A 17,500-nucleotide genomic window follows, 5' to 3' on the forward strand; every position below is an offset into this window, starting at 1 on the left:
GATTTATACAGTTGGTTGCGTACGAACACCTGCATTTACTTAATTTTCCGTGAATTACACTTCAAGCTTATGCTTCTTTGATTATTTTAGTTGAAAATTTAAAATATGAGAAGATTATTACTGGTTTTTGCCATTTTTCTTACGTTTTCAAGCGTAGCACAGAAACAGGAGGCAGATCTTTTGGTGTTCAATGGCGTAGTTTATACCGTCGATGCTGAATTTAATACTACGGAAGCTTTTGCCGTTAAAGATGGTAAATTCCTGAAGGTTGGAACTGAAGCGTCCCTTCGAGAAGAATTCGATTTTTCTGAAGAACTCGATGCCGAAGGAAAGGCGGTTTATCCAGGTCTTATCGATGCTCACGCACATTTTTATGGTCTTGGAATGCAGCAGCAACGTGTAGATCTTACTGAGACCAAAAGCTTTGCCGAGGTTGTTGCCAGAATTGAAAAATTTCAGGAAGAAAATAATACCGATTTTATTGTAGGTCGCGGTTGGGATCAGAATGACTGGGAAGTAAAGGAATTTCCTGTGAAAGATACCCTTGACCAGTTATTTCCAGATACACCCATCGCGATTACCCGAATAGATGGTCATGCGATGCTGGTGAATCAGGCGGCGCTGGACCTGGCTAATATAACGACCAGTACAGCCTTTGATGGAGGAGATATTGAGCAAAAGAACGGTAAACTTACCGGTATTCTTATTGATAATCCTATGATGCTTATCGAAGAAATTACCGAGCAGGCCGATGTGGAAACCCAGAAAAAAGCCTTGCTGGCTGCTCAGGAAATCTCATTTTCTTATGGATTAACTACGGTGGATGATGCAGGACTGGACAAGCAGGTAATTGAGCTTATTGATAGTCTAAATAACTCAGGAGAATTGAAGATTCGCTTATATGCGATGCTAAGCAATAGCGATAAGAATCTTGATTACTACCTTGAAAAAGGACCTTATAAAACTGATCTGCTCAATGTACGATCAGTAAAGTTCTACGGAGATGGAGCACTTGGTTCTCGTGGAGCAGCATTAAAAGAACCTTATTCAGATCGTGATGGTCACTATGGAGCATTGCTTTCACCGGTTTCAGAATTTAAAGCCACTGCCCGGCGTATTGCGAAAACCGGTTTTCAGATGAATACGCATGCCATTGGTGATTCTGCTAATTACATGGTTCTCAAAACCTATGATTCACTCTTAAGCGCTTCCGAAGATAGAAGATGGAGAGTGGAGCATTCGCAGGTGATCGACGCTAAGGATTTTAAATACTTCAGTAAAAATATCCTTCCATCTATCCAGCCCACTCATGCCACCAGCGACATGTACTGGGCTGAAGAAAGACTTGGAGCAGAGAGAATCAAAGGAGCATATGCTTATAAAAAACTATTAGATCAGGCTGGGATGGTTGCATTGGGTACAGATTTTCCTGTGGAACAGGTGAATCCGTTTCTAACGTTCTACGCAGCGGTGGACAGGCAGGATACCGAAAATTTCCCGGAAGGCGGGTTTATGAGAGAAGAAGCCTTAAGTAGAGATCAGACCTTACGTGGAATGACCATCTGGGCGGCATATTCTAATTTTGAAGAGCATGAAAAAGGGAGTATTGAAGCAGGTAAATTTGCAGATTTTGTGATCCTTGATCGTGATCTTATGAAAGTAGAGATCGATAAAGTTCCAGATACAAAAGTGATCTCAACTTTTGTAGCAGGGGAGCAGGTCTATAAGAACTAAAGCAATTATCTTTGTAGCTTATTAAAAATTAAAACAATGAACGACGGATTATACGCAAAATTCCATACTTCTAAAGGAGAGATCCTGGCTGAACTGGAATTTCAAAAAACACCCGGAACTGTAGGGAACTTTGTAGGCCTTGCAGAAGGGAAGATAGAAAATGACCCTAAGGAGTTGGGAGTTCCTTACTACGACGGACTCAAATTTCATAGGGTGATCCCAGACTTTATGATTCAGGGAGGAGATCCTCAGGGAACCGGAGCTGGTGGACCTGGTTATAATTTTGATGATGAGATCCATGCCGATCTAAGACATGACGCTCCAGGAAAATTATCCATGGCCAATGCCGGACCTGGAACCAATGGGAGTCAGTTCTTTATCACTCACGTGGAAACGCCTTGGTTAGACGGTAAGCACACAGTCTTCGGAAATGTGGTTGAAGGACAGGAAGTAGTGGATAAGATCCAGCAGGACGATACGATCGAAAAGTTGGAGATCGTAAGAGTTGGTACAGAAGCTGAAGCATTCAATGCTGCTGAAGCATTCAATTCTTTTACTGCTGAAAAGAAGAAAAAAGAAGCTGAAGCTAAGGAAAAAGCTGCAGCAGAAGTAGATAAACTTGCTGCAGGATTCAAATCTACAGAAAGTGGTTTGCGTTACCAGATCATCCAGAAGGGTGATGGTGTGCAAGCTGAAAAAGGGAAGAACGTATCGGTACATTATAAAGGTCAGTTAGCTGATGGTACTGTTTTCGATTCTTCTTACAAAAGAAATCAGCCTTTGGAATTTCCGGTAGGCGTAGGCCACGTGATCCCGGGATGGGATGAAGGGATACAATTGTTACAGGTAGGAGATAAAGCGAGAATGGTGATCCCATCAGACCTTGCTTACGGAGCACGTGGTGCAGGTGGAGTTATTCCGCCAAATGCGGTCCTGATCTTCGACGTGGAATTGATGGATGTAAAATAATATAGACTTATATATTTCTTAAAAACGCCCCGACTTTTCGGGGCGTTTTTTATTTTTAGATATGAGTACAGAAGAAGAGATCGAAAAACTAAAATTTCCTATTGGAGAATTCGAGATTCCGAAAGAGGTTTCCGTAGAAAACATAAGAAAACATATTGATGAGGTGGCAAGGCTACCTCAGGCATTGATCGAGGAGGTCGAGCATCTTGATCAGGATCAGTTACAAATGGTCTATCGCCCTGAAGGCTGGAATATTCGCCAGCTGGTTCATCACATTGCCGATAGCCATATGAATGGCTTTATAAGGTTCAAATTAGCGCTTACTGAGGACGAACCAACCATTAAAGCCTTTAACGAACAACGTTTCGCTGAACTGGCCGACTCAAAATTTACTCCGGTAACTTTATCTCTTGGTTTTTTGAAAGCGCTGCATGCGAAATGGGTCATTCTGCTCGAAAATATGAGCACTGAAGATTTTGAGAGAACTTTTATACATCCGGAAACTGGCTTTCGATATAGTCTAAAACAGAGTCTGGCGAATTACGCCTGGCATGGAAGGCATCACCTGGAGCATATTATTAATCTTAAAAAAAGAAAAGGCTGGGATTAACCAGCCTTTGCCATATTTGAATAAGGATATTACTTCTTCAATTCCGGCTGCGCCGTCGTTCTTAAGTAAGGTTTCACCGTGTTGTATCCCTTCGGGAACATTTTATCTGCTTCCTCATTACTTACAGAAGGGCTTATCACCACGTCATCGCCGTGTTTCCAGTTTGCCGGCGTGGCGACCTTGTTATATGCAGTAAGTTGTAATGAGTCGATCACCCTTAGCAGTTCATCAAAATTTCTACCGGTACTCGCCGGGTAGGTAAGCGTCATTTTAATGGACTTGTCTGGCGCGATCACGAATACCGAGCGTACGGTAAGTGTGCTGTCAGCTTTTGGATGGATCATTCCGTAAAGATTCGAAACCTTTTTATCCTCATCTGCAATGATGGGAAAGTTTACGGTCGTATTCTGCGTCTCATTAATGTCCTTGATCCAGTCTTTGTGAGACTTTACTCCGTCCACACTTAGAGCCAGTACTTTTACATCTCTTTTCCTGAACTCATCAGCGTAATTGGCAGCTGCTCCTAATTCAGTAGTACAAACCGGAGTATAATCTGCCGGGTGAGAAAATAGGATTCCCCAGCTATCACCAAGAAATTCATGAAATTTTATGGTTCCTTCAGAGGTATCTGCAGTAAAATCTGGTGCGGTATCGCCTAATTTCAAATCACTCATAATCAATCTGTTTAAATTATTAAATCCTACTAAAGTGGTAGGTCATTCAAATTTAAAAAATTGCAGGGAGTCTTATGAAAATATGAAGTTAAATTAAGATTTCCATTTGATACTGCAACCAATCGATGGTTTCTGTTCAGCGTTCACCATTCGATTATTCAAAACGGCGTCCATGGCTTCTCTAATATCTCTGCCACTCGAATGCAAGCCGTTATTAGACCTGCTGTCATCGAGTTGCCCTCGATAGATTAGTTTGAGTTCAGCATCGAAAAGGAAAAAATCTGGAGTACAGGATGCCTGGTATCTTTTTGCGATCTCCTGGGTGCCATCGTACAAATAAGGAAAAGAATACTGGTTTTTGGATGCAACTTCGGTCATAAGGTCTGGGTGATCTTCCTGGTAGGCTGAAGGATCATTGCTGCTAATGGCAGCGAAACCAAAACCTAGTTGCCGGTACTCATTAGCGATTCTCACTATTTCTCCATTTACATGTTTTACAAAAGGACAATGGTTGGAAAGAAACATGATAAGACTGCCTTTTTCACCTTGAATATCCTGAAGCTCGAGCAGATGCCCGGTTCTTGTGTCCATTAATTTGAAGTCTGGAGCTTCACTTCCTAGAGCAAGCATTTTTGAAGATGTAAGAGCCATCTTTTTGTTTAAAATTAATTATTAATGCTGAATATTCTCTAATTTCCATACTTTAAATTCTGAATATGGAGAATGCAATAAACTGGGAGGATTTCGCGAAAGTAGATATGCGGGTTGGAACGATCCTGGAAGCTGAAGATCTTCCGAAGGCAAAAAAGCCGGCCTACAAGATGCTGATAGATTTTGGAGAGGAAATTGGAACAAAGAGAACCTCTGCACAGATCACCAGGAGATACACGAAAGAAGAACTGCCCGGCAGACAGGTTATTGCTGTGGTGAATTTTCCTGAAAAAAGAATAGCCGGTTTTAAGAGCGAATGTCTGGTGATGGGTGTGGTAGGCGATAAGACTGATGTGGTCTTGCTTTCACCAGACCAGAGAGTGCCAAACGGACTCCGAATAGCTTAAGACTTTGCCTCTTTAAATTTTTTATGCTGATCCAGCAATTTCCGGATATCCTTATTATGGCCGTACAGTACCATGATATCATCCTTATATAATCTGGTATCTGCATGTACAACTCCCTGAACGGAGTTTTTCTCGGTGGGCGCCCCAAGTTCATTCTGGTCTTTGGAAACGTTCATGGTCGTAAGGATAAGAATATTGAATTCTCCTTTAATGTCCAGTTCCTTGACCGTCCTGTCGTGATATTCTTCAGGAATCCTTGTTTCAACGATACTATAATTACTATCCAGTTCGAAACTATCAACAACACCCTCAAGGTTAAGTCTTTGCGCCCAGCGATGTGCCGTCTCTTCTTCAGGATGTATGATTTCTGTAATACCCATGGTTTGTAGAACCGTGCGTTGTATGGGATCTATCGCCCGGCTAATAATCCTTTTTACCTTCATTTGCTTCATAAGCGCAGCCGCCATGATATTGGCACCCTTATCTTCTCCAATTCCCACAATCACCGTATCACAGTCTTTAAGGGGTAAATTCTTGACCGCTTCCATATCTGTGGCATCCAGGCTTATGGCATGGGTTATCTTTTCCTTTATACCTTCTACTTTACTCATGCTTATATCCACACCAATCACTTCATTACCCATTTCTGCAAGCTGTTCTGCAATGGATGACCCAAAGTTTCCAAGACCAATAACTATATATTTCATGCGCTAGTTTATTAAAATTTCATCTGTTGGGACCCTGTAATTAAGGTGTTTAGCTTTCCGAAGCATTGCAATCAAAAGGGTAAGCATACTAACTCTTCCAATAAACATGGTAAAGATAAGGACGATCTTGGAGGAAGAGCTAAGACTGGAAGTAATTCCAGTAGAAAGTCCTACCGTGCTGTAAGCAGAGAATGCCTCAAAAGCAAGATTCACGATCGCGATATCTTTATCGAAGATGGTCATCAGGAAAATAGCGATACTAATCACCATTAGTGATAAAGAAATAATGGCAAATGCCCTGCGAATGGAATTTGTAGAAACTTCCCGTTTGTATACCTCGATCCGATCCTTGCCCTTTCCCAGGCTTACAAAATTCAATGCGGCAATGGCAAAAGTACTGGTTTTAATTCCACCTCCGGTAGAAGCAGGGGAGGCTCCTATCCACATGAGCATAAATATGAGCATAAGTGTGCTTACATTCAGCGCCTGCATATCCACCGTATTAAAACCGGCGGTACGTGGTGTTGCAGCTCCAAAAAACGCGGTAACGATCTTTCCGAACCAGTTATGTTCAGTGAGGGTATTGTTATATTCCAATACATAGAAGCCCAGGGTTCCGGTGCTAAGCAGGATGATCGTAGTAACGATCACAATGCGCGTATTAAGATTGATTACCCAGGGTGAGTATGGCAATGGTCTTTTGCGTTCGAGTTTTAACAGTAAGTTGGAAAAAGAATATTTCAGGTATTTGTAAATATTCAGAACAATAGGAAACCCGATTCCTCCAAGAATGAATAAAACAGCGATCACCAGATGCAGGGGATAATTAAATCTGAAAACAGGTTCGTAAAGGCTATTCTCAAGAGTAGAGAATCCTGCGTTACAAAAACTGCTTATCGCGTGAAATACGGAGAAGAAAATACGATCTCCAATTTCGCTCAATTCATTTTCACTTAAGCTGAAATAAATAAAGATGGCTCCCAGCATTTCAGTAAGAAAAGTAATGGAAAGGATTTTTTTAAGAACGCCAAATACCTCCCCGATGCGTTCTGAATTCGTGGCATCCTTAAGTAATAGCTGATTCTCGAAGCTCGTTTGTCCGCGAAAAAAGTAACTGAAGTAACTGGCAAAAGTCATGATTCCAAGACCTCCCAGCTGCATTAAAAGTAACAGGACAGTCTGCCCGAAGGTGGTAAAGTAAGAACCGGTGTCAACGACGATCAGGCCAGTTACACACACAGCGCTGGTCGAGGTGAAAAGTGCGTCCAGGAGGCTGATTCCCTCGTGTGTGGCTTTGGGCAACATCAGTAAACCCGTACCAACAAGTATGATACCCAGAAAACTGCTTATAAATAACTGGGCCGGGTTTAAATATGCTTTATTAAACTTAAAATTGATAGTGGCTAGTTCCCGTATAAAGTAAACCAGCGATGCCAGGTACATATAGGCCATCTTGTTGAGAAATTGCAGACCAGGGAGATGCTCCATAAGAACATTGGTCTTGACAATGCTTAATAGGAGGATAAGAGTTCCAAGAATAGCATCCAGAATTCTTATTTTCGCGGGAACATTAACTTTTAGAACAAAATACCGGCACAGGATCGCTGCGCCCCCGATTAATAAAACTATATAGTAAAAACTGTTTAATTGAGCCTCCTGAAGATCTTCCTGCCTGAATCCAAGATCATATAGCGCTACGAGCAAAGCTATACAACTGGCAAAAAAGGAGAACCTGTTGAGGTAACTTAAAAACCTCTCATTTCGCAACCATGTCTTAAAACCGGAAAATTTCAATAACTGGAATTTAGAAGCATCAATATTAGTGTTCAAAAACAGGTCTGATAAGTTCAAAACTATATCAGACCTGTTATTTCTTTTGCAAACCTGCTACAAAAGTATGTAACCAAATTCTACAAGTTTGCTAAAATTTATACAAACTATCGCTTACATTTCTGTTCCAAAAAAGATGGCGTTCATCAGCAATTTATTGGTGCCATACCAGAAAGCCCTAAAGTTTGTATTGTCTGTGAATAACATGACTTCACCCCGGCCTAGTCGATCATGTTTGAAAGGGACTGTTCCGGCAAGTGAATCCAGATTTGGTTTGCTGATATAGCCACTCAACAGCGGTTTGCTTGTATAGCGAATGGGATTTTTATAACTCTGCTCATCTGCTTCCATGAAGATGGTCGTATTTCTGAAGAGCGCGATCCTGTCTTTGCTATACCCAAAAGCGATAGGATGTGTTCTGTCCAGTTCTGCTTCGAAAATAGCACCTCCAATTACCTGGGCACCACGAAAATCACCACGTTCCCCAAAGCTGATATTTTTGGCGGTGTTTTCAGTTTTTTTGGTCTTAAAGTCGATAAAGTCATTGCTCTTCAGCCAGTTTACGGCACTTCTAAAACCAATGATGGTTCCACCGTTCCTGGTCCATTCTTTCAGCTGAGTCGCTATATTATCATCCATTCCACCGCCCCAGGTACTAGGAACAATGATATCGGTATACCGGCTCAGGTCACTTCCGGAGAGATCTTTAAGATCAAGTTTGGTGATCTTCATGTCATAACGCTGATCGAACAAATGCCAGATCTCGCCAGCATCGTAGGAAGAGATGGAGCCGCCAACCAGAATTGCAACCTCCTGGGGTTCCACAGCACGAAACTGGTTGCTTCCAAGATTTATTCCTCCAGTCATTCCGGTTGAAATTCCCTTAATGGCTATATGACTTGCTTCAGAGACACGCATCATAAAGTCAAACAGCTCATCTTCTCCAAGTTTCTGATTCTGAACCGGGATCATGATGGTGCCGGCCGCGTACTCATCGCCTTCGAAGGTAAAAGCTTCCATAGAAACTTTGGCGCGAAGATCTTTTTCAAGAATCATATTCAGAGCTTTGGGAGCAAGATAGTTGTGCCAGTCTAGTAGATAGGCGTAAGAGCTTTTTTCAAACTTACCTGCTGCTGGAACTTCCAGTTGCTGGATCTTTTCACCAGCATTTTTTAGTGATACATCTTCAGAAAAATCCAGATTAAACGCCAAAGGAAAGGTCCAGGCAGATATGTCGTAGAACAGGCTATCCTGGAACTGAGTTCTTCGTTCGAACATTGCTTCCAGCAATCGGTGCTGTCTTTGATTTTTAGGAACCACATAAGAATTTCCTTTTTTGAATGTGATACCAGATGCCTCAAAATTGTTGTCTACCTTATGAACTTCGATTTCATGACGCTTCAGGATCTGCGCGAGTTCATAGGCTTTCACGGGATCATGTGCACTCCCAAATGCATAGGCACCATTTTTGGCTGAGCTTCGTGCGTCTTTAAAAAAATCACGCTGATAATTCAGTAATTTTTCCCGCATATTTTCAGCGGCTTTTAAAGTTGAAAGCGCCGCGGTGAATTGATTGCGAATTGTAAATGGAAATGTAAGAATACCATTATCGGTTTCCTGCGCATGCCCCCGGGAACTTCCCTGCTCGAAAAGAATTCCAATACTTCCATTAATGTCTGGAAAAGTGGAGCCTTTTCCGTAGTAAAAATCATCGTAATTTTCCTCGGTATAATACAGAGAACCAATTTCATCAAAGGCCTGGGCATGGTAGGTTCCAATTTCTTTGGTCAGATCCTGGTTTAGCTGCGGAGTGAGTGGGTGCGTACGTGATGGAATCCCAGGCTGAAAGAAGAACGAGGAATTGGATCCCATTTCATGATGATCTGTAAGAACGTTGGGATACCAGTCATGGAAAGTTTTAATCCTGGCCTGGGATTCCGGTAATTGTACAGGCAACCAGTCACGGTTCATGTCGAACCAGTAATGATTGGTTCTCCCACCTGGCCAGATCTCGCTGTATTCCCTGTCCTGAGGATCTGGATTGATGTTCTTGCTTTTATTAGTATTGGCCCAGTAAGCGAATCTTTGCAAACCATCAGGATTAAAGGCAGGATCGAGTAATATGATGGTATTTTTTAAAGTAGTTTCAATTTCGGGACCTTCAGCGGCCGCGAGGTAATAGGCGTAAAGTAAGGCTGCGTTGGATCCACTGGCTTCATTGCCATGGATGGAAAATCCCTGGTTGATCACTACGGGCATATTTGAAATTTCTTCTGAAGCATTTTCAGTGACCAGGCCGATATGCTTTTTCCTGATCTCTTCAAGATTGGCGATGTTTTCTTCCGAAGAAACAGTAAGCAGAATCAACGGTCGGCCTTCGTAAGTAGTGCCACGATTTTCAATTTTCATACGCGGCGAAGCTGCGGCCAGCGTTTGCATGTATGAAACCAGGCGGTCATGACTTACATGCCATTCGCCGGGTGTAAATCCAATACTTTCTTCAGGGGTAGGAATGGATTCATTGTAAGATATATCAGCCGGTAAATAATAGCTCATCGAAATTTCATCCTGTTGAGCGAAGCTTAATTGAAAAATAAGAAAGAAACTAAAAAGTAAAATTTTGCGCATTGATCTGGTTTTGAAAAGCTCTAATATAAAAAAAACCGTCCTGAATGGGACGGTTTGTATGCTGTATCGATTTATTGTCTAGATATCATCAAAGCTTACATCTGTAAATTTCTCTGCTGCCGGAGATGCTGTTTGCTCCATCGGCTGCTCCTCATATTCTTTTTTGAAATCTTTCTGGTGACGTTCGCTAATCACTTCCTCACCTTTTTCATTCACGATAAAGTTGGTCATTTCCTCGAGGATCTCTCTAAATCCGTCAAAATCTTCTTTGTACAGGTAGATCTTGTGCTTTTTGTAGTAAAAAGAACCGTCATCATTAGTGAACTTTTTACTTTCAGTGATAGTAAGATAGTAATCATCTGCGCGTGTACTTCTTACATCAAAAAAATAAGTTCTTCTTCCTGCTCTTAAAACTTTAGAGAATATTTCCTCTTTCTCCATCATTCCCTTGTCGCTCATAAAATAGATTCTTTAATGGTTGTTATTAACGAGCTCAAAAATCTAAAAATTTTTAACATCTAGCAAAAAATTTTCACATTTCTTTTTCATTTAGCTGTTTTGCATACAGTTCCTTATAGTATCCATCTGTAGCGATAAGCTGTTCATGACTGCCTTCCTGCACGACCACGCCATCTTCCAGAATTATGATCCTGTCGGCATTTTTAGCTGAAGAGATCCTATGAGATACAATAATCGTGGTTTTTTCCCGGGTGATCTCAAACAGGTTATTCAAAATTTCTTCTTCAGTTTCTGTATCTACTGCAGAGAGGCAATCGTCAAACAACAGGATTTCAGGATCATGTATGATCGCCCTTGCGATTGAAACTCGTTGTTTCTGTCCGCCAGAAAGTGTGATTCCCCGCTCCCCCAGGACCGTATCATATCCTTTACTAAAGCCTTCAATATTCTTGTGTACAGAAGCGTTCTTTGCTGCGGTGATGATTTCCTCTTCTGAGGCATCGGTTTTTCCAAATTTGATATTATTGCGAATACTATCACTGAACAGGAATGCATCCTGAGGAACATGACCAATATTTTCACGGAGGTTCTCCAGGTTTACAGTATCTATTTCACGACCGTCAATAAGCAATTGGCCCTGATCTATATCGTAAAGGCGACCAATTAATTCCAGAATGGTGGATTTACCAGAACCGGTTTTCCCAATGACCGCGAGCGTTTCGCCCTTTTTAACCTTAAAGCTTACGTTCTTAAGAGCGGTGATATTCGTATCGTCATAAGTGAAACTTACATTTCTAAATTCAATACTACCATTAATGGTGTCCTGCTCGGTTCTGGGATTGGTAATTTCAGGTTTTTCACTCAGGAATTCGTTGATCCTTTCCTGGGAAGCTTCTGCCTGCTGTACCAGCGAGGTTACCCAGCCAATCGCGGCTACCGGCCAGGTTAGCATGTTTACATAGAGAATAAACTCTACCAGCACATCAATATTTTCAATCTCTCCGGAAATGATCTGCCTTCCTCCAACATAGATCACGATAATATTGCTAATCCCAATTAGAAGGATCATTAACGGAAAGAAAAATGCCTGTACTTTGACCAGGTCAATATTCTTATCCCGGTTACCATTAGAAAGTTCAATAAAATTGGTGTTTGTTTGAGGTTCTAGACCATAAGATTTGATCACAGCGATCCCGCTGAAGCTTTCCTGCGTAAAGGTATTTAGTTTAGAAAGGTATTGCTGTACCACAGTACTTCGCTTATGAATGGCCACACTCAATTTGTAGATGGAAAATGCCAGAATAGGTAAAGGAATTACTGTGTACAATGTTAGCAAAGGAGCAGCCTGTATCATAAATATAAGCACCACCACTGTAGAGGTAAATGTTGTGACACTGTACATGATGGCCGGACCCAAATAAAGCCTGACTTTGGAAACATCCTCGCTAATCCTGTTCATAAGATCCCCGGTTCTGTTCTTCTTGTAAAAATTCAGGGAAAGATCCTGGTAGTGGCGGTAAACTTCGTTTTTAAGATCATATTCAATATGTCTGGAAACCACAATAAATGTTTGTCGCATCAGGAAAGTAAAGAATGCAGATAGAAGTGTTGTTCCCACAATAAGCAGAATATTATATAGCAATTCATTTTTCAGGACAGAGACGTCGCTTACTTCACCATTGATATATTCTTCGATAATAACCGTACTTTCACCAATTAGCGGGATATAATAAATCCCGAAAATCCTGGCGGCAATCGTGATGACCAGTCCAATAAGTAGTTTCCATTTATATTTGTAGAAATATTTATTGAGATGCTGAAGGTTCTTCATTCAGTGATATTCTATAAAGTTGAGGATTCTGTAATTTAACACGTTTAGAATCCATGCTTTTTAAATAATTATTATTTTTGCGCCGGATTTTTGAGCAAATTCAAAATCTGAATAATTTAAAAATCAACAAACTATGCAAGTTGACGTTCTAAATGCAAATGAACTAAAAAAAGCTGCTCCGGTTTTTGGACAGGTGTCTTTTGACGAACACGAACAAATCGTTTTTTGCAACGACAAAGATACAGGTTTAAAGGCAATAATTGGTATCCATAATACGGTTTTAGGACCGGCTCTGGGAGGAACCAGAATGTGGAATTATACCAGTGAGTGGGAGGCTGTGAATGATGTATTGCGTCTTTCTCGTGGGATGACCTTTAAAAGTGCGATCACGGGTCTTAATCTTGGTGGTGGTAAAGCTGTGATTATAGGCGATGCTAAAAAGGATAAAACTCCAGCGCTTATGAAGCGATTTGGAGAATTTGTACATTCTTTAGGAGGTAAATATATCACTGCTGAAGATGTGGGCATGGAAACTTCAGATATGGATACCGTTCGTGAAGTAACCCCTTATGTTACCGGGATTTCAGAATCTCAGGGTGGGGCAGGGAACCCATCTCCAATTACTGCTTACGGAGTTTTCATGGGAATCAAAGCTTCAGCTAAGTTCAAGTATGGAACAGATGATCTTGAAGGTAAAAAAGTGCTGGTTCAGGGAATTGGACACGTTGGAGAGACCCTGGTAGAATATCTAACGGGTGATGGAGCTGAAGTTTATATCACAGATATTAACGAGGACAGGCTTGCAGAAGTAAGTAAGAAATACGGAGCACACATTTTTACTGATAGAGATATCTATGCTGCAGATGTGGATATTTATGCACCTTGTGCTCTTGGTGCGACAATCAATGATGACACCATAGACAGGCTCAAGGTTGATATCATCGCCGGAGCGGCGAATAACCAGCTTGCAGATGAGGTGGCTCATGGGCAGATCCTTCAGAACAGGGGGATTGTATATGCACCAGATTTCCTTATCAATGCAGGTGGGATCATTAATGTGTATGCGGAGTTGGAGAACTATGACAGGCAGGAGATCATGCGTAAGACAGAAAATATCTATAATACAACCCTGAGAATACTTGAAAAAGCTTCTAAGGATGATATTACTACACATTTCGCTGCATTGAAGATCGCGAAGCAACGTATTGCCGATAGAAAAAAACAGAATTTAAATTAGTCAGTTCTAATTTATTAATATTTTTGCAGGGCGAAAGTGAATAGCTTTCGCCCTTTCTAATTCCTAAAAAGTTCTTTTACAATTATGTTGACAAGAAGACATATCAGGGTTAAAGTAATGCAGTCGCTGTATGCATTTAACCAAAGCCAGAATGACAACCTTGCCACTGAAGAAAAATTTCTGCTGAAGAGTATGCAGGAAATGTATGATCTCTTTCTTCTTCAGTTAAGTTTGATCACAGAGATAAGAGAACATGCTGAAGTGTACCTGGAAAAATCACAGCAAAAACACCTTGCCACGAACGAGGAAAAAGATCCCAATAGAAAATTTATCGATAACCAGATCTTTCATATCCTGAATGAAAACGAAAGTATTCAGAAGGCGTTGGAAGACCATAAGATCAATCACTGGAAACAGGACGATGAATATGTGGCGATCATCTGGAATGAAATTAGAAATAGCGAAATGTATTCTGACTATATGAATACTCGTGAAGGTAGTTTTAAAGATGACAAGGAACTTATCATCAGGATCTTCAAGGAGATCATTGCTCCTAACGATAAGTTATACGACTACCTTGAGGATAAAAAGTTAACCTGGGTAGATGATCTGCCGCTTGTAAACACCGCTGTTTTGAAATTTCTTCAGAAGCTTAAAGAATCTACCGGGAGAGAAAAGAAAATCGCTCGCCTCTTCAAGAATGATGAAGATAAAGAGTTTGCTTTAAAATTGTTTCAGAAGACCTATCTTAATGATGAGGATCTTTCCCAAGAAATGCTGGGAAAAACTCCGAACTGGGATAAAGACAGGATCGCAGAAGTGGATATGGTGCTTATCAAAATGGCCATTTGTGAATTCCTGAAATTCAGCAGTATTCCCATTAAGGTTACGATCAATGAATACCTGGAAATTGCAAAGGAATACAGTACTCCAAAGAGCAGTATTTTTATTAACGGAGTTCTGGACAAACTTTCGAGGGAATACAAGACAGAGGGCAAGCTAAATAAAATAGGCAGAGGCCTTATGTAGTACAGATTTTTTAGTATTTTTACCCATAAGAAATTAAACAAAATAACTTCGTCATGAAAAGAACAATTTTGATGTTTGCAGCTGCAGGGGCTATGCTGTTTACCGGATGTAAAGACAATGCCTCAGATAAGGTAAAGGCCGAGAACGTAGAAGCTTCAGCAGAGCGTGATGCACAGGCTACAGTTTATCCTGAAATCACTTTCGAAGAGACTGAATTTGATTTCGGAAATATTGCCAAGGGAACGAATGTTGAACACGTATTTAAATTCACTAATACTGGAAAAGCTCCTTTAGTAATTACTAATGCTTCAAGTTCTTGTGGATGTACAGTACCAACTTATCCTAAGAATGAAACTATCAAACCAGGTGAATCTGGAGAGATGCTGGTAAAATTTAACGGTTCTGGTAATGGACAGGTCACTAAAACTGTAACAGTATCTGCAAATACTGAAGCTGGAAAAGAACAATTAAAGATCAAAGCTTTTGTAGAAGCTGCGGAAACTGAAACAGCTAGCTAAAAGCATTTATGGATCAATTAACCCAGTTTGCACCGATAATTTTAATGTTTGTGGTAGTGTATTTTTTTATGATACGACCACAAATGAAGAAAGCAAAACAGGAAAAAACATTTGCCGCTGAACTTAAGAAAGGAGACCGCGTGATCACAAAAAGTGGGATGCACGGTAAGATTGTTGACTTCAGCGAAAAGAACAATTCGGTTATTATTGAAACCGGAGCCGGAAAGATCACTTTTGACCGTTCTTCCATATCGATGGAAATGAGTCAGAAACTCAACGCTCCAGTTGCAGAGAAAAAGTAATATTCGAATACCTAATAATTGAAAAAGCAGCTCATTGAGCTGCTTTTTTATTTTCTATAGCGATCATTAAGTCCTCTTCCCTGTAATATTAGAGGTTCGAGCTTTTTAACCTGTTTGAACGTGTTATTTGTTCTTTTAGCTTCAGTAAGAAATTGAGCGTATTCCTTTAGTCTTCCAACATTTAGTTCATCAATGCTTTTTGTAGCAACTAATTGCCATTTAATATAGCTCAAATAATTCAGTAATGTCAAGCGACTTTGATTTTACTTTTAATTCCAAACCCGCTTTCTGCTGGCTAAAGGTTCTTCAGGACTTTTGTCTTGTCTTCCTTAGCATTGACCAGTAGTGCTGTGTTTTTCTTAAATAATACGTCCTGAAAAATCAGATGGTTTCATGATTTTTAAAAGCTTCTAGACCAATGATATTTTTGCCACCAGGCTATATTCCCGTGCTTCTCATTTGGTGGTGGCTGTAAGTTCAGTTTGTTCGAATACGCCTGCAATTTGCCTGAGTCGCATAGCTAATTCGACGTGCAGCAGACCAAATTGTTCCGTAGAAGAATCTAACTTAAATCTTCTATTCGTATTTCTTAGCAGTTAGTTCAGCAAGTTTTACGATCACTTCCGTAGCTTTTTGCATGCTCTCTACCGGAACATATTCATATTTTCCGTGGAAATTGTGTCCGCCAGCAAAGATATTGGGACAGGGAAGTCCCATAAAACTAAGTTGCGCTCCATCTGTTCCTCCACGAATTGGTTTGATAATAGGTTCGATATCCACTGCTTCCATCGCATCACGGGCCAGTTCTACGATATGCATCACAGGTTCAACTTTTTCCCGCATGTTCCGATATTGATCCTTAATCTCCACATTGATACAATCCCGTTCATATTGCGAACAAATCTCATTGGCAAGATCCTGCATCATTTCCTTACGTGCCTGGAAATGTCCCATATCATGATCTCTGATGATATATTCCAGAACCGTTTGCTCAACATCTCCGTGAATACTACTTAGATGAAAGAAACCCTGACGGCCTTCGGTATGCTCGGGAGTTTCCAGTCTTGGCAGGGAATTAATAAAGTCCTGAGCGATGTACATGCTATTTATCATTTTGTCTTTTGCATAACCAGGATGTACGCTCTTTCCTTCAATTCTTACCACTGCTCTTGCCGCATTAAAGTTCTCGTATTCCAATTCTCCAATCTGGCTGCCGTCCATCGTATAAGCCCATTCTGCACCAAATTTCTCCACATCAAATTTATGAGCACCCCGACCAATTTCTTCGTCTGGAGTAAAGCAGACTCTTATTTCGCCATGTGCGATTTCAGGATGATTAACCAGGTATTCCATTGCGGTCATGATTTCAGTGATTCCTGCCTTATCATCTGCGCCCAACAGGGTAGTGCCATCTGTGGTGATAATGGTCTGCCCTTTATACTGAAGCAGGTCATCAAAATATTCCGGAGAAAGGATGATATCTTTCTCTTTATTCAGAATGATGTCCTTCCCATTATAATTTTCAATAATCTGAGGATTCACATTAGTTCCTGAGAAATCTGGAGTGGTATCAAAATGCGAGACAAAACCTATTACCGGTGCTTTGTGCGCTACATTGGAAGGTAAAGTAGCCATGACATAGGCGTGTTCATCTATGCTTACTTCCTGCATTCCAATAGCCTTTAACTCATCCACAAGTTTATTTGCCAGGTCCCATTGTTTCATGGTGCTGGGTGTAGAATTACTTTCTGGATCACTCTGAGTATCAATTCGTACGTAGCTTAAAAATCTGTCGATAATTTGCTCTTTATTGGTCATGAAGTATAGCTTTTGTTCAAAAGTACATATATAGCCCAGCGTGCCAAAACCTTTTAAGTTTTCATATAGAAATTACCGAATTCCTGTTATTTTTGC

The 17,500-nt window shown here is 40.8% G+C and carries 17 protein-coding genes; 8 read left to right on the forward strand and 9 right to left on the reverse strand.

Translation table 11 applies throughout. The annotated features are described in order from the left end of the window. Positions 1-105: 105 nt before the first annotated feature. The 3 genes from G529_RS0109755 (at position 106) to G529_RS0109765 (ending at position 3,313) form a co-directional block, all read left to right on the forward strand. The gene (locus G529_RS0109755; protein WP_026915348.1) at positions 106-1,734 is read left to right on the forward strand and encodes an amidohydrolase; all 1,629 of its coding nucleotides are present in this window, start codon (positions 106-108) and stop codon (positions 1,732-1,734) included. Between the two features lie 36 nt (positions 1,735-1,770). Next, complete coding sequence (locus G529_RS0109760; protein WP_026915349.1) at positions 1,771-2,703, forward strand: peptidylprolyl isomerase; 933 nt, start codon at positions 1,771-1,773, stop codon at positions 2,701-2,703. Between the two features lie 61 nt (positions 2,704-2,764). Continuing rightward, positions 2,765-3,313 carry a YfiT family bacillithiol transferase gene (locus tag G529_RS0109765; RefSeq protein WP_051201410.1) on the forward strand — a complete coding sequence of 183 codons (549 nt, stop codon included), beginning with the start codon at positions 2,765-2,767 and terminating at the stop codon, positions 3,311-3,313. Between the two features lie 29 nt (positions 3,314-3,342). Here G529_RS0109765 and G529_RS0109770 read toward each other — a convergent pair whose 3' ends face one another. Beyond that, positions 3,343-3,987: a peroxiredoxin gene (locus tag G529_RS0109770; RefSeq protein WP_026915351.1), complete on the reverse strand. Its 645-nt coding sequence runs from the start codon at positions 3,985-3,987 to the stop codon at positions 3,343-3,345. Positions 3,988-4,080: 93 nt separating this feature from the next. Continuing rightward, positions 4,081-4,638 (reverse strand): thioredoxin family protein, encoded by a 558-nt coding sequence (locus G529_RS0109775; protein WP_026915352.1) that lies wholly within the window; start codon positions 4,636-4,638, stop codon positions 4,081-4,083. A 65-nt stretch (positions 4,639-4,703) separates the two neighbouring features. On the opposite strand from G529_RS0109775, the gene G529_RS0109780 reads away from it, so the two are divergent. Further along, entirely contained in the window at positions 4,704-5,045 is a 342-nt protein-coding gene (locus G529_RS0109780; protein WP_026915353.1) for a tRNA-binding protein, read from the forward strand. Here G529_RS0109780 and G529_RS0109785 read toward each other — a convergent pair. The 5 genes from G529_RS0109785 to G529_RS0109805 all read right to left on the reverse strand — a co-directional run bounded on the left by G529_RS0109785 (position 5,042) and on the right by G529_RS0109805 (position 12,500). Then, the gene (locus G529_RS0109785) at positions 5,042-5,752 is read right to left on the reverse strand and encodes a potassium channel family protein (RefSeq protein WP_026915354.1); all 711 of its coding nucleotides are present in this window, start codon (positions 5,750-5,752) and stop codon (positions 5,042-5,044) included. The two genes, G529_RS0109780 and G529_RS0109785, sit on opposite strands and share 4 nt — an antisense overlap. Positions 5,753-5,755: 3 nt before the next feature. Continuing rightward, on the reverse strand, positions 5,756-7,519 hold the full coding sequence (locus G529_RS0109790; protein WP_026915355.1) for a TrkH family potassium uptake protein: 1,764 nt from the start codon (positions 7,517-7,519) through the stop codon (positions 5,756-5,758). A 177-nt stretch (positions 7,520-7,696) separates the two neighbouring features. Continuing rightward, positions 7,697-10,210, reverse strand: coding sequence for a M14 family metallopeptidase (locus G529_RS0109795; protein ID WP_026915356.1), 2,514 nt, complete (start codon positions 10,208-10,210; stop codon positions 7,697-7,699). A gap of 78 nt (positions 10,211-10,288) precedes the next feature. Further along, positions 10,289-10,669, reverse strand: a complete 381-nt coding sequence (locus G529_RS0109800; RefSeq protein ID WP_026915357.1) for a PUR family DNA/RNA-binding protein — start codon at positions 10,667-10,669, stop codon at positions 10,289-10,291. A gap of 73 nt (positions 10,670-10,742) precedes the next feature. Next, the gene (locus G529_RS0109805) at positions 10,743-12,500 is read right to left on the reverse strand and encodes an ABC transporter ATP-binding protein (RefSeq protein ID WP_026915358.1); all 1,758 of its coding nucleotides are present in this window, start codon (positions 12,498-12,500) and stop codon (positions 10,743-10,745) included. 133 nt (positions 12,501-12,633) lie between these two features. On the opposite strand from G529_RS0109805, the gene G529_RS0109810 reads away from it, so the two are divergent. The 4 genes from G529_RS0109810 (at position 12,634) to yajC (ending at position 15,586) form a co-directional block, all read left to right on the forward strand. Next, positions 12,634-13,737, forward strand: a complete 1,104-nt coding sequence (locus tag G529_RS0109810; RefSeq protein ID WP_026915359.1) for a Glu/Leu/Phe/Val family dehydrogenase — start codon at positions 12,634-12,636, stop codon at positions 13,735-13,737. An 84-nt stretch (positions 13,738-13,821) separates the two neighbouring features. After that, the gene (gene nusB, locus G529_RS0109815) at positions 13,822-14,766 is read left to right on the forward strand and encodes a transcription antitermination factor NusB (protein ID WP_026915360.1); all 945 of its coding nucleotides are present in this window, start codon (positions 13,822-13,824) and stop codon (positions 14,764-14,766) included. A 53-nt stretch (positions 14,767-14,819) separates the two neighbouring features. Further along, positions 14,820-15,284 (forward strand): DUF1573 domain-containing protein, encoded by a 465-nt coding sequence (locus G529_RS0109820; RefSeq protein ID WP_026915361.1) that lies wholly within the window; start codon positions 14,820-14,822, stop codon positions 15,282-15,284. 8 nt (positions 15,285-15,292) lie between these two features. Continuing rightward, a complete protein-coding gene (gene yajC, locus G529_RS0109825; RefSeq protein WP_026915362.1) occupies positions 15,293-15,586 on the forward strand; it encodes a preprotein translocase subunit YajC in 294 nt (97 codons plus the stop codon). 47 nt (positions 15,587-15,633) lie between these two features. Here the strand turns inward: yajC and G529_RS0109830 are convergent, their stop codons facing one another. Together G529_RS0109830 and pepT are read right to left on the reverse strand one after the other, a co-directional pair. After that, complete coding sequence (locus tag G529_RS0109830; protein WP_026915363.1) at positions 15,634-15,837, reverse strand: hypothetical protein; 204 nt, start codon at positions 15,835-15,837, stop codon at positions 15,634-15,636. 325 nt (positions 15,838-16,162) lie between these two features. Further along, positions 16,163-17,404 (reverse strand): peptidase T, encoded by a 1,242-nt coding sequence (gene pepT, locus G529_RS0109835; protein WP_026915364.1) that lies wholly within the window; start codon positions 17,402-17,404, stop codon positions 16,163-16,165. Between the last annotated feature and the right edge of the window lie 96 nt (positions 17,405-17,500).

The organism is Christiangramia portivictoriae DSM 23547, from assembly GCF_000423045.1.
GTDB classification, from domain to species: domain Bacteria; phylum Bacteroidota; class Bacteroidia; order Flavobacteriales; family Flavobacteriaceae; genus Christiangramia; species Christiangramia portivictoriae.

Bases quoted from the DNA above. Each gene is read 5' to 3' on its own strand.
- G529_RS0109755 (WP_026915348.1), top strand. From the start codon at position 106: ATGAGAAGATTATTACTGGTTTTTGCCATTTTTCTTACGTTTTCAAGC.
- G529_RS0109765 (WP_051201410.1), top strand. From the start codon at position 2,765: ATGAGTACAGAAGAAGAGATCGAAAAACTAAAATTTCCTATTGGAGAA.
- G529_RS0109780 (WP_026915353.1), top strand. From the start codon at position 4,704: ATGGAGAATGCAATAAACTGGGAGGATTTCGCGAAAGTAGATATGCGG.
- nusB (WP_026915360.1), top strand. From the start codon at position 13,822: ATGTTGACAAGAAGACATATCAGGGTTAAAGTAATGCAGTCGCTGTAT.
- G529_RS0109785 (WP_026915354.1), bottom strand. From the start codon at position 5,752: ATGAAATATATAGTTATTGGTCTTGGAAACTTTGGGTCATCCATTGCA.
- G529_RS0109805 (WP_026915358.1), bottom strand. From the start codon at position 12,500: ATGAAGAACCTTCAGCATCTCAATAAATATTTCTACAAATATAAATGG.
- G529_RS0109800 (WP_026915357.1), bottom strand. From the start codon at position 10,669: ATGAGCGACAAGGGAATGATGGAGAAAGAGGAAATATTCTCTAAAGTT.
- G529_RS0109760 (WP_026915349.1), top strand. From the start codon at position 1,771: ATGAACGACGGATTATACGCAAAATTCCATACTTCTAAAGGAGAGATC.
- G529_RS0109795 (WP_026915356.1), bottom strand. From the start codon at position 10,210: ATGCGCAAAATTTTACTTTTTAGTTTCTTTCTTATTTTTCAATTAAGC.
- yajC (WP_026915362.1), top strand. From the start codon at position 15,293: ATGGATCAATTAACCCAGTTTGCACCGATAATTTTAATGTTTGTGGTA.
- G529_RS0109770 (WP_026915351.1), bottom strand. From the start codon at position 3,987: ATGAGTGATTTGAAATTAGGCGATACCGCACCAGATTTTACTGCAGAT.
- G529_RS0109810 (WP_026915359.1), top strand. From the start codon at position 12,634: ATGCAAGTTGACGTTCTAAATGCAAATGAACTAAAAAAAGCTGCTCCG.
- G529_RS0109775 (WP_026915352.1), bottom strand. From the start codon at position 4,638: ATGGCTCTTACATCTTCAAAAATGCTTGCTCTAGGAAGTGAAGCTCCA.
- G529_RS0109820 (WP_026915361.1), top strand. From the start codon at position 14,820: ATGAAAAGAACAATTTTGATGTTTGCAGCTGCAGGGGCTATGCTGTTT.
- pepT (WP_026915364.1), bottom strand. From the start codon at position 17,404: ATGACCAATAAAGAGCAAATTATCGACAGATTTTTAAGCTACGTACGA.